Below are 13,364 nucleotides of genomic sequence, written 5' to 3' on the forward strand. Positions count from 1 at the left end.
TCGCCCTACAACCCACCCGGGCGGGCCCCAACGTCACTGCCAGGCAGCAAGACTCCTGAGTTGTCGATACCGGTGGCCGATCCGGCGGCCGGGCCGGTGCGCAGGCGCCACCGCCCAGACCGTACAGATTGCTACCTTCCGCGTGGTTCGGATCCGGATCAGGCACGAAACCAGGCACGCCGTTCGCCACGGACCAGGGCGGCTCTCGACGCCATCGACGGCCCAGCCGACCCACGTCCGGCGCATCCCGGGTAGCCAACGACAGCCGCGCCGGCCCCAACGCCACTGCCAGGCAACAAGACTGGGTCCGAGTCCTTGATCGACATCAATCAAGAGGCTGGTGAGGAGCGCTTCGCCAGGAAGCGAGTACTCCACCGCGGATGACCAGGAGCGAACGCTGGCGGCGCCACACAGCGGTCATCCGGCGACCATTCCAGAGTGCGTTCACCCCGATCCCCTTGCAATCGCCACAAAGCTCCGACCACGCCGACCAGCACGAACACTAGACCGGTGAAGGTGGCAAAACTCAGCGCATCGAACGTGAAGGAAGCCATTAGCGCGGCCGGAAGAGCCGCGGCCAATGCCTGGCCGAGGTGCCTTCCCTCTTCTGTTACTGCCCTCAGCCGAACGCTGCGGGCCATCATGTATGGCACGATGAAGAGGCTGATCAGTGCGACCACCCCAAGAATGCCGCCACCAATAAGCGTGACGAAAATCTGATTGTCGAGTAGTAGGTACCGGTCTGGAAGGATCATCCCGGCACCGCGGCCCAGTATGGGTCGCTGCGACCACATTTCATATACAAAGGCCTGGTCTGATATCCGGTTCTGGATGCTTGGATCGTCGTCCGCGTGGCGGAAGAGCGAGATAATTGTCCCGAATAGGCCGCGAGTCAGGAAGTGGAGGGCGGTGAGCGCGACCAGCCCGATCACTGCAGCGTTGTATCGAAGTCTCCACTTCCACACCATGAACAAGAGTGCTATGGCCACAACCGTGGTCAGAATGGCCGAGCGCGAGATCGACATCGGGATCGCAGCACCGATCAGGCCAACCTGACACCAAGCGATCAACTTGCGGCCGGTGGGGGCGAATAGCGCGAAGTGCAGCGCTAACGGCAAAACCACGGCAAGCACGACACCGAACTCGATGTAGTGGTTCGCGGTGCCCGCGACTCTGGTCAGATCAGTCGCCCCCCGGACACCAGCACCAAAGAGGTCGCGATTGGCCGTCAAACCCGGAATCCGGATATATCGCGTGACATCGACGATCCGGAAATACTGCAATATCCCCGTGAAGGCCATGACGGCTGTGAGACCGACCAATACACGAAGGATAGTATTCAAGTGTTCGCGAGTACGCACACCATCGGCCAGCAGGAGCACCACGCCAGCCATCGAAACTATCAAAATCATGTACCTATCGCCCGCGCTGGCCTCGACCTCCACTGGCAGTCGAGCCATCCCCACCGCGTATCCGACCATTTGCACTCCAACAAAGCCACCGATTAGCCACCGGACCGGTTGCCGACCGGCCGGAAGGCCACCAGGTTGTAGCATGCTGAGGAACCACAGGAATGCGAATAGTAGGCCCATCGCCACCGAAGGGCGACCCACCGCGCCCATGCCCCCGATCACAAGCCGAGCGGGAATCATGAATTGCAGCACAAGGAAGGCTATGGCGAGTCCGGTCGCCGTAATCCGGTGCGGCCGCAAGATCACAGGGGTGACATCGTCCCGTCGCGTCCACCATCGCCTGAGGAGCAAGGGCCGCCAGTCGGCATGCCCAGCCGGACTTCTCACGGGTCGGACTTTGCTCACTGGCCGCGTTGGGGCTGCGACGTGCTCACATAATCGGAGTCTGCCGCTGAGTCCTGTCCGTTCACCTCGAGCGAAGCAGAAGCGGCTTCAGATTCGTCTACATCGACCGAATCTGGGCCATCAGTCGCGCCGCTGCCCTGGGTACCAGAATCCTCATTCTCGTGCAGCTCCACCTCAACAGCTACATCCTCGGACGCAGCGGGCTGTGAATCCGGGCCCGTATCGACTTGTTTTGCACCCGGAGAGTCGGACGATACGCCCGCCTCATTGGACGACTCCAAATCGGCAACTGGCACAGTCCCAGTTGGGGATTGCTCTTCATTGATCGAGTCTTCCGACTGATTGGGTGGCTTGGAATCCGATTCTTCACCGTCGCCAGTTCCAGCCTCTACCTTGTCTTCAAGACCCTTACGCTTCTTTCCTCGCTTTCCGCCTGGAACGCCGCCCTGGCGCTCTCCGCGGCGCCTTCTGATGAAACCCATGATATCGTCAAACAACACGGCCAGCGTAACACCAACAACTGCTCCCAGACCAAGAATCACGGCCTGCACTCGGACCGCCGTATCGTTAGCTATTCCCGTGATGGAGGGTGCCGCTAGCACCTCCATTCCAATGTAGGAGCTTTTTGCGATCCCCGCTTCATCCTGCCGGGTCTCCAATTCGTGCTCGCCGATCTCGATTGCGGCGTCGATCAAACCCAAAGCATTTGCTTGATCGCCAGCTGTCGATCGCATCACGATGACAGAAGTACGCGAGCCAGAAGTGACGATCACACCGCCGGTCAGCCCTCGCTCATCGAGTTGAGCTGCGGTTTCGGGGCCGTTCAAGATCACCGTTAGGGCCTCGCTTGCGCCCTGTACGTTGATGAAGGGGTTAGCGATCTCCGAACTCACCCTGGGGGGCGTGAGCATCACAGTGCCAGTAGCGTCATATTCCGGACTGGCGGTACGACCGGCCAGAAGCGCCATCAAGACCGCCACTGCCACGATCGGCAAGCAAACATACCAGCGCCTCAGGGTCGCAAGCGTGATTCCCCAGACGTCCATCGAGCCTCCAAAAAGCGTGGTGGCAGTGTGCATCCACCACCGACGCGACACTCTACCCGCAGAAACACATCACCGGTCCTGCAAAGAGAAATGTTAGCGCCGACTCAGGGCTGTTCAAGGTCCCCTCGTCCGGGCTCCGGACGACGCAAGCCCCTGCTGACGATTCGCCGCACCGTCCCCAGCACGGAACTGCGCTTACGCTTGAACGACAGCGCCCACCACAACCGTGCCGACGGCAGGTTCTCGTACAACGGGGTCCGTAACCCGGCCAGTCGCATGGTGAGGACACGCGCCCATACGGCGCCACGGGCCATCTGCAGGTGGGGCTGAGCTTCTGGTAGGTACTGGGTGGCGATCGGACCGCCCTGCAATGCTCCATCACGTAGTGCCCGATCAAGCGCCGCTTGGCCCCTAGAGGTACGGACAACGACTAGCGATCGGCCTGGCTCGTCCTCGGCGACCTCGCGGTACCAGGGGTCACCGACCGATAGGTCGGCGAACTCTCCGGTGTGGTCGGGACAGATCTGGCAGCGCCACTGACGGTGCTTCGCCAACGTCCCGCCCCACGCCTCAGCATAGGTAGTCTCACCACGACGTCCATCGCTCGTTTCGACTCGAAAACTGCCAGGCCAACCCTCTCCTCGGTAGTCCACGCGCACGGTGCTGGCTGGATCGAGTCCTAGGGATGCAATGACCTGTTCGGTGGCCTGGGTTGAAGGAGTCCCCGCGCAGAAGATGCCAATAGTCAACGCGACCTTGTCCCCCAGCGCCGGCCGGAGAGTGGCCGCCGATCGGGTTGCGGCAATGTCGCACGGTTTCCCAACAACGACGCATGGCCCTTCAGCGTTCTCCACAAGATCCAATCGCTGGCAAGGGCTCGCCGGCGCATATCTGGATCCAGCCGAGTTCAAGACATCTTCGCGAGATCGATTCAGAACTGTCTCATTTAGAAGCGGGGCGTCTCGGCGAGCCCTCACGCCCAGCGTCCCGACAGCGGAGCCAGATTCGAGTGCGTGGACAGCAAGAGCACTGATCACTCCCCCAGAGGATCCTCGATATCGCAACTCATCATCCGTGGCCCAACATTCATATACGCCCAACACCGGCCCCCATGCGCCTCCGAAGGGGGAATCAACCAAGACTTCTGGTGGGTGGGCGAGCCTCCGTCCCGGGCAAGCCGCCACCGCTTCGGGTGTTGGGCCCCCGGTTACTCCGACGATCTGAAGAGGGCGTCGGCCCACACCAGGGACCTCGTCCATACGAAATTGGTCCGGCTCTAGATATGCGCAGGCTCCGCATCCGCAACACAAATGCGCATCTACAACATCCCGGATCGTATCAAGACCCGAAGGCTTCGAATTCACGGCACTAGACTCGAACATTCGCATTTGTCATCTCAACGTCTGTCAGGAATGCTTGTAATGTCTCTGCGGAAGCGGGGACACGGTTCTTCCGCAAGGCCGGACGCTTGATTCGATCCCGGACACCCAGTGCAACATTATGCACTAGAGCAATAGCTGTCGCGCCGAGCGCGGGGCGAAGTGCGCGTGCCACCAATCGGGCCAGACCGTGCTCCGATCGGATTGATGTGATAGGCGCCACGCGATCCACCGCCGTCAAGAATCTTTGCAATGTGGTGGGCACACCGAGCGCTTCGGCCAAATTGGACGGCAACGGAGTCCCAAGTACACCACGGCACCGACTCAACACTAGCCAGACCTGCGCGCTCGCTCGCCATTCCCGCGCACGAGTGGTGACCGTTGCCCAATCGGTAGTCTCACGCACCAAGCCATCAGCGTCCACCAACTGTAGCAACCGGTTGGCTCCGTCGAGCGCCGCGTGTACGCAGGTATGGATCAACGCATCGCAGTGGTCCAGCACTGGCACGTCAACGAAACCCAGCGTCTGATTTCTTCGTCGATCGATGAGCTTTGCGTCGGGTATGCGGAAGCGGACTCGGCGCGGCTCGCGGTTGATCATAGACCAGTGAAGATCGACCAAGAAGCCGTTCGGGCTTATCCAGTGCATCTCACCTGGAGCCGGACGAGCGGCGAGCATATCCTCGCGATCCAACAACGTCCATCCTGCCGCCGCGAGCCGCTCGCAGGCGTGGCGTAGATGCACCGGTGAAGTCAGTACATCAATGTCATTGAAGGAGCGCAGCCCTGGGACTGGGTGTGAAGCCATCGACAGGGATGCGCCCTTAAAGGTCACCCAGGGAATATCTCCTAGCAGGCGGGTGAGCTCGGCCAGCAGGGCGCATGCGGCGAGATTCTTGGCGAAGGCCCGATCTCGGTCCGGCTTCAGCAACTGCGAAACGCTCGGCGCCACCTCGCGGGTCACCACATGCGCAAGTGGCGCAATCCGGTGTAGTCGCGCAGCATCGACGAACTCGTCCACTTCGATAGGCGTGAGTGCGACGTTGCTCCAGACGCCTCGGCACACCTGACCAAGTGCAGTAGATACTGCCGGGGATCGCCGTCGGCGTCGCTGCGACAGACTCATCCTCCGTCCTGAGATGTCGAACTGTGAGCGTCGATAAACCCTTGGATGTCATCCGACATCATCAGTTCGAGCGCATCCGAAATCTTTGCGACCGGCCAATCCCACCACTTGATCCTCAGCAGCGCCTCGATCTGCTCCCGCGAGAAGCGGTAGCCGGCCACGCGGCCAGGGTTACCAGCGACGATAGCGTAGGCAGGAACGTCCTGACGCACCACGCTTCTGGCTCCGATCACCGCACCATCCCCGATGGTAACCCCCGACAGGATGAGCGCCTCGTTGCCGATCCAGACATCGTTGCCAACCTTGACACTTCCGCGACTGACACTGGACCTCGCCGCGAGATGGCCGGCGTCACCTCGAAATTCCTCATACGCGGGGAAACGGTATGTTGACACGAAATCAGTTCGATGCTCGCCACCCAGGAGAATGTGCACTCCGTACGCAAAGGAGCAGAACTGACCCACCTCCAGTCGCGATCCAGGCGTCCGATTCGACACTGTTAAGTGACCCCAGGCATAACGTCCAATCGCGAACTGCTTGAGATCCTTGCGACGGTCGAGCCGCTGTGCAGGCGGCAGACCCGAGGGTCGAGGCTTCAGCAGCCGTCGGACCATTGGAGCGAGTCTCTTCATTACGCTGCCTACCTCATATCCCGGTTCATGCGCTCCGAGTCTACACCTCGATGATTCCGTTGGTGGCCGAACCGGCAATACCCGAGCCTAACCGAGGTTGACCTCGGTGTTGCCGGACCACGAAACGTTGGAACCGATGCCGGTCCGCACTCCGTAGCGGTAGTCCCTTCCGAATACGTTCCCGGCGAACTGACCACTGGCGATGTTCCCAGACTCGCCACCGTTGATCGTGTAGTTGCCGCCGTTCATGTAGTTATTGATGACCCGCAGGTTCTGTAGTGGACTGCTGGTCAGTGAGCCAATCTGAATCGCGGCGTTCATCGGGTCGTCCGTGCTTCTGACATAAGCAAGCAAGGAATTCCCACGAATTGTGACGTTGTTACCCGAACGGATTTGAATGACGTCATGATGACCGCCGGGCATCCGATGTAGATCATGAATATAGGACTGTTCGATGGTCACGTTGTCGGCGCCAACTCGAACCCCATCCTCAGCCGAGTGTATATCGGCGTATCGGACCGTCCCTGAACCGCGGTTGAAAAAGATGCCAATCCCGGTGGAGTTGAGATTGTCTATGTCAACGTACTCAATCAACGCGTTACGCACACCCGGGGCAACCCGAATGGGATAACCATTGCCGCCACCTCGGATGAGGGTGTCCCGAATCACCACGTCGTTAGCGCTCACGGTGATCGTGCCGTTAACGCGCAGGCCTTGAATCACTGCACCCGGGGTGGTCACCGTGATCGAACCGGAATCACGCAGAGTCACACCTGAGCGCACGCCGGTGTTGGATGCATTCGGGAAACCCGGAGGAATTCCAGGGACGTTGCCGGGTCCTGGTGTTGGCTCTGGAGCGCGGGTGGTTGTCGCTGAAGGAGTTGGAGTCGTCGACGAAGGAGCTGGGGAAGCCGACGAAGGAGCTGGGGAAGCCGACGAAGGAGCTGGCACAACTGTTGGCGACGTGCTTGACACAGGCCCCGTGGTCGAAGTCGGCACGGTAGTCGGGGGGCGCGTCGTGGCGGTCGACGTGGGTTCGTGGCCACCCTGTGGGATGAACGAGACATCTACCAAGAAGTTCATGCCGTGGTTGACACCACTTGAGGGCCATTGGGACGTGTTCGTGAATCTCCGTATCCCGCCGTTGACAGGCACCGTCAGACCCGACTGGCCATACTCCCTGGTGAACGTCCTTGATACGGGGTAGCGCCCTCCCTCTGCGAAGTAGGAAACACTGAACGGCTCGCCCGCCTTAACCGACACTGGAGACGCGAGAGTCGCGACCTGCCACCCAGTTTCAGAGGTGGCGGCGAAGGTGACTCGCGCAAGTCGGGTGCCTGACGCCGACCAGACCGAGCCGCTGAATGCCCTATCCCTCTGCTTCGCTCCACGATAGAACTGCACAGCGTTGACCGTGCCGTCAGTCGTCGGATAGATCCTCACTCCAACCTCAGCTGAAGTAGAGTGGCCGACTGCAGACACTTCGGGCACCACCGCATTGCTGAAGAGTCCCTCAGCTGGCTCGTCGGCCTGTGCGGGCATCCCGACGACTGCTGCTGCCAGCAGTGCCACAATCGTCGCGGTGGACCATCGCACAAGACGCGCTGGGGTCAGGGCGCGCTGGTCGGATGGGCGCGGAGTGCATGGCATAAAAAGTCCTTGTTCTGGGGATCAGATCGGGGGGAACCTTCCGAGAAGCTATGGGACGGCTGAAGTCCTCGTCAACTTTCGAGTGCCCACCATGGTCACGCGCTCGACCTCGACACGGTGCTGTGCGCGGCGTCCTAGCTGGGGTAGCCGCGGCGCTGAGATTCGACCAATCTAGTCGATCGATCGGGCCGGAATAGTGCTCTGACTTGGGAAAACGCGAGGAGGCTGGCGAGTGCGCCCAGGAGCCGTCTCAGTATCGTCGTGGTGCCCTTCATCGAAGCGCTCGAGAGAGTTCTCGGGTTCGGCATGCAACTACCGGTTCGCGACGGCATTCCTCCTGCACCTGAGTCGAGGCCAGCGCAAACCAAGCTGCTCGACGTTGCCATACAACGCCCGGTCTGGGCGCCTGATCTGGACCGCGATCGCAGTCCTCACCTCAACTCAAACATGGACCGCCACGCCGACGACGATCTGATGGTCGGTTCGGCGGATCCGTTCCAGCCGCCCCCGTATATATGGCAACGGCCAAGGACTCCTCCGTGCCATCCGAGATCTATCCCTGGCCAGACGGCTACCTACTAAGGAACCTGCCGGGAGAGATTCAGGTCCATGGGCCGGAGCACCTTGAATCGGTCCGGTCGCAACACCTTCGTCCAGCACCACGCCAGACACGCCAGAAGCGCCATGGTCCAGGTCGGTGTCCACTCGACCATCGCAAGGCTCGACCAGCACTGCCCCCATCGATCCGCCGAGACCGCATCCTCCGGCCAGTCGCCCACGGCTCACAAACCCGGCGGACGCCCGGTTCTGGCCTGGGTGTGGGCGGGCCCGAGATGCTAATGTGGCCACACGCCTTTCTGGATCGTGTGTGCCGAGGCCGGTCTGCTGCTGGGCTGGAACTTCGAACTACGTCTACGCGTTTAGGTGTTGACAATTCACTGTCTGATCCGGCCCGCCGGGATCTTCAAGGACGTGCATGACGTCGTGGATGTTCTTGGTAGGTACGTTGGCTGGCCGTGCTGCTCAGCGTGGCGGACGGGCCTGACCGGCGACAGCTACCAACGTCGATCACAAGCTCGACCGGCTCCCGACCAGCACCGGCTTCCTGATCAGAATCGCAAGAATGACATCATGCAAGTGGGAGAATGGCGGTCTCGGTTAACCCGAGCCTCCTCACCCGAGTGAAGGGACCATATGGTGAAGGTGTCCAAGGGCAGCGTCAGCCTAGCGGTTGGCGCAGCCCTCGTCGGAGCGCTGGTCACAGCGGGGATCGGGCTCAGTTGGCAATCGCTCAGGCAACCCGCGGTGGAACCATCGCCAATAGCCGCCACCCCGACGCCAGAGCCGTCAATCGCAACTCCGACGTCAGATCGATCGTCAGTCACCCCGACATCAGACCCGTCGACCACCACCCCAAGGTCAGATCCGTCGACACCGGCTCGGCCATCGTCGAAAGGGTTTCCGAGTGAGGATACAACGGGCGTGCGTCCCGGGGTCACCTTGACCAATTCGGATTCCATCGTGGTCGACAAGGCCGGCACCGTGATAGAGGGCCTTCGCGTCAAAGGCCGTATAGTGGTCGAAGCTGACAATGTGACTATTCGCGACACTCTCGTAGAGGGCGGCGGCACGCACTATCCGATCCGCATTGCGAAGGGTGTCAAAAACGCGCTGATCGAGCACGTTGAGGTGCACAATGATCCAGGTGGTGGTATCGGAATCTTCTTCAACGGTGGCACCGGGACGGTCCGTCACGCCAATATCCACACCGCCACCGACGGCATCCGAGTGCAGGCAGATAACGTCACAATTGAGTACTCCTATGTTCACGACCTACGCCGCAGTGAAGGTGGTCATCACGACTCGATCCAAATTCGATCGGGCACGAATACCACGATCAGGGGAAATACCCTGCTACCTTATGTCGCCGGCACAAATGATCCGATGAACGCCGCCATCCAGATCGGCTCGCTGGCCAAAGGACCATTAGTCAACCTGGTCGTTGAGCAGAACTTTATGGATGGTGGGAACTATACGATCAACGGCGGGAAAGCCGTGGAGAGCGGGTCTTTTGTGGGCAATGTATTTGGTCCTCACGCCCGATACGGAGTTCGCTCGAGCATGCCTGCTGAAATAGAGTGGCGTGACAATAAGATGGCGCAAACCGGGAAGCTCGTGGAGTAGCACCGCGCGCTGGGCTCCTCTTAATCTCATGATCTTCTAAACCAGCTATCGCGAAAGGGGGTTGAATGTCTGCAGGCTCCGCCGCGCACGGGCAGATCAGTGTCATCATCGCCGCGCATGATGAAGAGCACGTGATTGGGGCAACCCTCGATTCACTGCTTGCTCAAGATGTTGATTCGCCATTGGAGATCATCGTCAGCGCGAACGGTTGTACCGATCGAACGGTGGCGGTCGCCTCCCGCCCGATGGTGCGCGTGATCAATCGCGAGGCTCCCGGGAAGGCGGGCGCGCTAAATGCTGCCGAGGCACTGGCAACTGGTTTTCCACGCCTCTATCTCGATGCAGACATTGTGGTGCCGACGGGCGGAATTGCAGCTATGCTCAAGGTACTCGAGTCCGATCCGAAGGCTGCGGCCGTCATGCCACGAAGAAGACTCAATGTCGCGGGCCGGCCATGGCCAGTGCGGGGTTACAGCGCCATCCATGAGAGACTGCCCACCTTCCGCACCGGACTCTTTGGCCGCGGGATGGTCATGATCTCTGAAGCTGGCCGCGCTCGGTTCGAGCGCTTTCCTGAACTCATTGCCGACGATCTCTTCCTCGACGGTCAGTTCTCAGACGACGAGAAGGTGCAGGTCGACGAAGTGGAGGTTTTGGTTGAAGCTCCTTACGCGACCGCCGACCTATTGCGGCGACTGGTTCGAGTGCGGCGGGGGAACGCACAACTACGCCGGCTCGCGGCCACAGGTGAGGTCTTCGCCGCGGTTCGCGCGCCAGATCGGTTGGCGTGGCTCCGAGATGTGGTATTGCCTGAGCCTCGGCTAGTGTTCGCGGGCGTCACCTATGCCGCGGTTTCCCTCGTCGCTGCCTTCCTTGCCCGTCGACCAGACAAAACTCGGTTGGGGTGGGGGCGCGACGAATCCACTCGCCGCGCAGCTGCCAGCAACAAGGAGTGACGTTCCCACAAGCCTAGGCCCTCCCTCCAGGCACTCTCGCACGGTCGACCGAGGGCGAGGGAGCCGGAACTGCGGGTCGCAGATCTCGCCCAACCGACCCACACCAAGCTCAGCGGCTGGAGATGTACAAGCGGCTGGCCGCCGAGATGCGCTCCGATCCTGACATCGTTTCATTGCCTAGCGCGCCGTCGGGACCTTCATGCCTGGGGAACGGGCTCTGTGGACGGCTGCCTGCGCAAGCACAGGAATGGGACAGCGATACTGTTAGAGCGCATTTGCATCCAGCCGTCCTGGGTCGGCCTGGACCTCACCACGCTGAATCCACCAAGGCGAAGCCTCCCATTTGTGGGTAGGCTTCGCTCGGTACGGTTCAGTGAACGCCAGGCGGCCCCCGAGATCCCGCCCGGTCATCAGATTCCAGCGAGGTGGCGATGAGGGTCGGATTTCTAGGCGTCCAGTGCGGCAACCCCAACTTGGGTGTCGCCGCGCTCGGATACTCGGTCCTGAGGATCATGCACCAGCTCCTACCTGACGCCGCGGAGTTTGTCCTGTTCTCGCCTGACACTCAGTCGGCACTGGATCGAGTGGGCCGGACCCTGAGTTTGGATGGCAAGCGACTTGTGGCTGCAACGATTCGACACCGTCACATCTGGAAGTTGCACAAAGCGATGAGGTCATGTGACCTGATCATTGATCTCACCGGAGGTGACAGCTTCTCCGACATTTATGGTTTACGTCGGCTCATGGTCAATCTTGCCGATAAAGAGATGGTTCTCTTGTCGGGAACACCGCTGGTAATCGCCCCTCAGACGATCGGGCCGTTTCGTAGTCGATTGACTCGTCCGGTGGTGCGTCATGTCCTCAACAATTCGGCATTAGTATTCGCCCGCGATGAGTTGTCTCGCGACGCCGCGGCCGCTGTAACCCGTCGCGAGGTCGTGGTGGCCACCGATGTGGCGCTTGCACTCCCCTTTGATCGAAGCCTCTACCCGCTACCACCAGCATCTACAGTTCGGGTCGGCGTGAACGTCTCTGGTCTACTCTGGAATGGCGGCTACACCAAGAACAACCAGTTCGGCCTACTTACCGACTATCGGAAGTACTGTTCGTTGCTGGTTGATCGGCTACATGCAGACGGCCTGGAAGTGCACCTCATCCCGCATGTCATTGGCCGAGGGGGGAGTCTTGACGAAGATGATGTCACGGCCTGCGAGCAGATCCTCGCGAACCAGCCTGGCTGTACGCTGGCGCCCCGCTTTCGCGACCCAGTAGAGGCGAAGTCGTATATCGCCAGCCTGGATGTTATGGTCGGTGCGCGCATGCACGCCACGATTGCTGCATTCACCGCTGGCTTAGCGACTATCCCACTGGCTTACAGCCGCAAATTTGCCGGATACTACTCAAATCTCGGCTATGCTGATCTAGTGGATCTGACCGAGCTTGACACGGCCTCGGCGCTAGATCGCACCGCCGAACTGATCAATGATCGCGAGCGGCTGCAGGAGGCTGCTCGGCGCAGCCACGGCGTTGCAGACAAGAAGCTCGCCGAGTTCACCATGCGGCTGGCAGAAATCTTGCCCGCTGGGAACGCGAATTCAGTTAAGTAAGGGGATCTGTTGACGAGTTCGGGGACCTTCGTTGGGCCAGGAGAATCAGCCAAGGTTGCAGTACTTGTGGTTACGCACCAAAGCGAGGTCGTAATCGACAGACTGATCGCCTCCTTACGACGGGAAGCAGTTGAGCACGCACTTCGTGTGATTGTGGCTGACAACGCGTCGACCGATGGGACGCTTTCCAAACTTTCCGCGCATCCCGATGTGAGCTGGCTGTCGACCGGCGGAAACTTGGGATATGCGGCTGGCATCAACGTGGCCGCCCGTGCTTGCGTCGGGGACGAAGCTCAACTAATCCTCAACCCGGATCTTGAGGTCGAGCAAGGATGCATAGGGGCACTTCTTCTGCGCATGCGAGATTCGGGTGCTGCGGTCGTTGTTCCGCAGCTTCTCGATTCAAATGGCCAGATATATCCTTCGCTGCGGCGCGAACCGAACGTGTTGGGTGCGTTGGGTGATGCCTTGTTCGGAAACCGATTCGGCTGCCGGCCAGCGGCCTTGAGCGAAACGATCCAGCGCCGAAAGAGCTACGAGTCGGCGCAGCGAGTGGATTGGGCCACCGGCGCCGCGCTTCTGGTCGACGGCTGGGCTGCTGCTCAAGTCGGAATCTGGGACGAATCGTACTTTCTATACTCCGAGGAAACCGACTTCCTGCGGCGTGTACGGGAGCTGGGTGGCCAAGTCTGGTATGAGCCAACGGCGAAGGCCCGGCATGATAAAGGGGGATCTGGAACCTCCCTAGCACTAGCCAAGCTGCTCGCCGTGAACCGAATCAAATATGTACGCAAGTACCACCGCGGACTCTACGCCGGTATTTACCGCGGAGTGGTTGCCCTCAGGGAGCTAATACGTTCGTATAGTGCGCACCATCGTGCCATTCTGATCGCGGTGATCTCGGAGCGCAGATGGGATTCGTTACCGGGACCGCCACGCTGACCGTGAGTCATCCCGAAACATTTCA

11 protein-coding genes and 1 pseudogene are annotated in these 13,364 nt (G+C 60.4%); 5 read left to right on the forward strand and 7 right to left on the reverse strand.

The annotated features are described in order from the left end of the window. Window positions 1-329: 329 nt before the first annotated feature. The 6 genes from MLP_RS23430 to MLP_RS29105 form a co-directional block, all read right to left on the reverse strand. Window positions 330-1,394: an O-antigen ligase family protein gene (locus MLP_RS23430; RefSeq protein ID WP_197536463.1), complete on the reverse strand. Its 1,065-nt coding sequence runs from the start codon at window positions 1,392-1,394 to the stop codon at window positions 330-332. A 419-nt stretch (window positions 1,395-1,813) separates the two neighbouring features. Next, window positions 1,814-2,863: a hypothetical protein gene (locus tag MLP_RS23435; RefSeq protein ID WP_013865702.1), complete on the reverse strand. Its 1,050-nt coding sequence runs from the start codon at window positions 2,861-2,863 to the stop codon at window positions 1,814-1,816. Between the two features lie 104 nt (window positions 2,864-2,967). Beyond that, the gene (locus MLP_RS29595) at window positions 2,968-4,251 is read right to left on the reverse strand and encodes a Coenzyme F420 hydrogenase/dehydrogenase, beta subunit C-terminal domain (RefSeq protein ID WP_407938974.1); all 1,284 of its coding nucleotides are present in this window, start codon (window positions 4,249-4,251) and stop codon (window positions 2,968-2,970) included. Continuing rightward, window positions 4,232-5,263, reverse strand: coding sequence for a nucleotidyltransferase domain-containing protein (locus MLP_RS27660; RefSeq protein ID WP_013865704.1), 1,032 nt, complete (start codon window positions 5,261-5,263; stop codon window positions 4,232-4,234). The genes MLP_RS29595 and MLP_RS27660 overlap by 20 nt, the downstream gene beginning before the upstream one ends. Window positions 5,264-5,364: 101 nt before the next feature. Beyond that, window positions 5,365-5,982: an acetyltransferase gene (locus tag MLP_RS29300; protein WP_070100495.1), complete on the reverse strand. Its 618-nt coding sequence runs from the start codon at window positions 5,980-5,982 to the stop codon at window positions 5,365-5,367. Between the two features lie 105 nt (window positions 5,983-6,087). Next, window positions 6,088-6,771 (reverse strand): right-handed parallel beta-helix repeat-containing protein, encoded by a 684-nt coding sequence (locus MLP_RS29105; RefSeq protein WP_231851382.1) that lies wholly within the window; start codon window positions 6,769-6,771, stop codon window positions 6,088-6,090. Window positions 6,772-6,862: 91 nt separating this feature from the next. Between MLP_RS29105 and MLP_RS29110 the strand changes: the two genes are divergently transcribed. Continuing rightward, on the forward strand, window positions 6,863-7,207 hold the full coding sequence (locus MLP_RS29110; RefSeq protein WP_231851383.1) for a hypothetical protein: 345 nt from the start codon (window positions 6,863-6,865) through the stop codon (window positions 7,205-7,207). On the opposite strand, the pseudogene MLP_RS29600 reads toward MLP_RS29110, so the two are convergent. Beyond that, window positions 7,129-7,650: pseudogene (locus MLP_RS29600) on the reverse strand (DUF4082 domain-containing protein); the annotation flags it as partial. The gene MLP_RS29110 and the pseudogene MLP_RS29600 sit on opposite strands and share 79 nt — an antisense overlap. A 1,521-nt stretch (window positions 7,651-9,171) precedes the next feature. Between MLP_RS29600 and MLP_RS23460 the strand changes: the two are divergent. The 4 genes from MLP_RS23460 to MLP_RS27670 all read left to right on the forward strand — a co-directional run bounded on the left by MLP_RS23460 (window position 9,172) and on the right by MLP_RS27670 (window position 13,339). Then, window positions 9,172-9,834 (forward strand): right-handed parallel beta-helix repeat-containing protein, encoded by a 663-nt coding sequence (locus MLP_RS23460; protein ID WP_172641624.1) that lies wholly within the window; start codon window positions 9,172-9,174, stop codon window positions 9,832-9,834. A gap of 65 nt (window positions 9,835-9,899) precedes the next feature. Then, on the forward strand, window positions 9,900-10,790 hold the full coding sequence (locus MLP_RS23465) for a glycosyltransferase family 2 protein (RefSeq protein WP_013865710.1): 891 nt from the start codon (window positions 9,900-9,902) through the stop codon (window positions 10,788-10,790). Window positions 10,791-11,221: 431 nt separating this feature from the next. Further along, window positions 11,222-12,397 (forward strand): polysaccharide pyruvyl transferase family protein, encoded by a 1,176-nt coding sequence (locus tag MLP_RS23470; protein WP_269453408.1) that lies wholly within the window; start codon window positions 11,222-11,224, stop codon window positions 12,395-12,397. Between the two features lie 66 nt (window positions 12,398-12,463). Further along, window positions 12,464-13,339: a glycosyltransferase gene (locus MLP_RS27670; RefSeq protein WP_013865712.1), complete on the forward strand. Its 876-nt coding sequence runs from the start codon at window positions 12,464-12,466 to the stop codon at window positions 13,337-13,339. Window positions 13,340-13,364 lie beyond the last annotated feature (25 nt).

This window comes from Microlunatus phosphovorus NM-1 (assembly GCF_000270245.1).
GTDB lineage: Bacteria > Actinomycetota > Actinomycetes > Propionibacteriales > Propionibacteriaceae > Microlunatus > Microlunatus phosphovorus.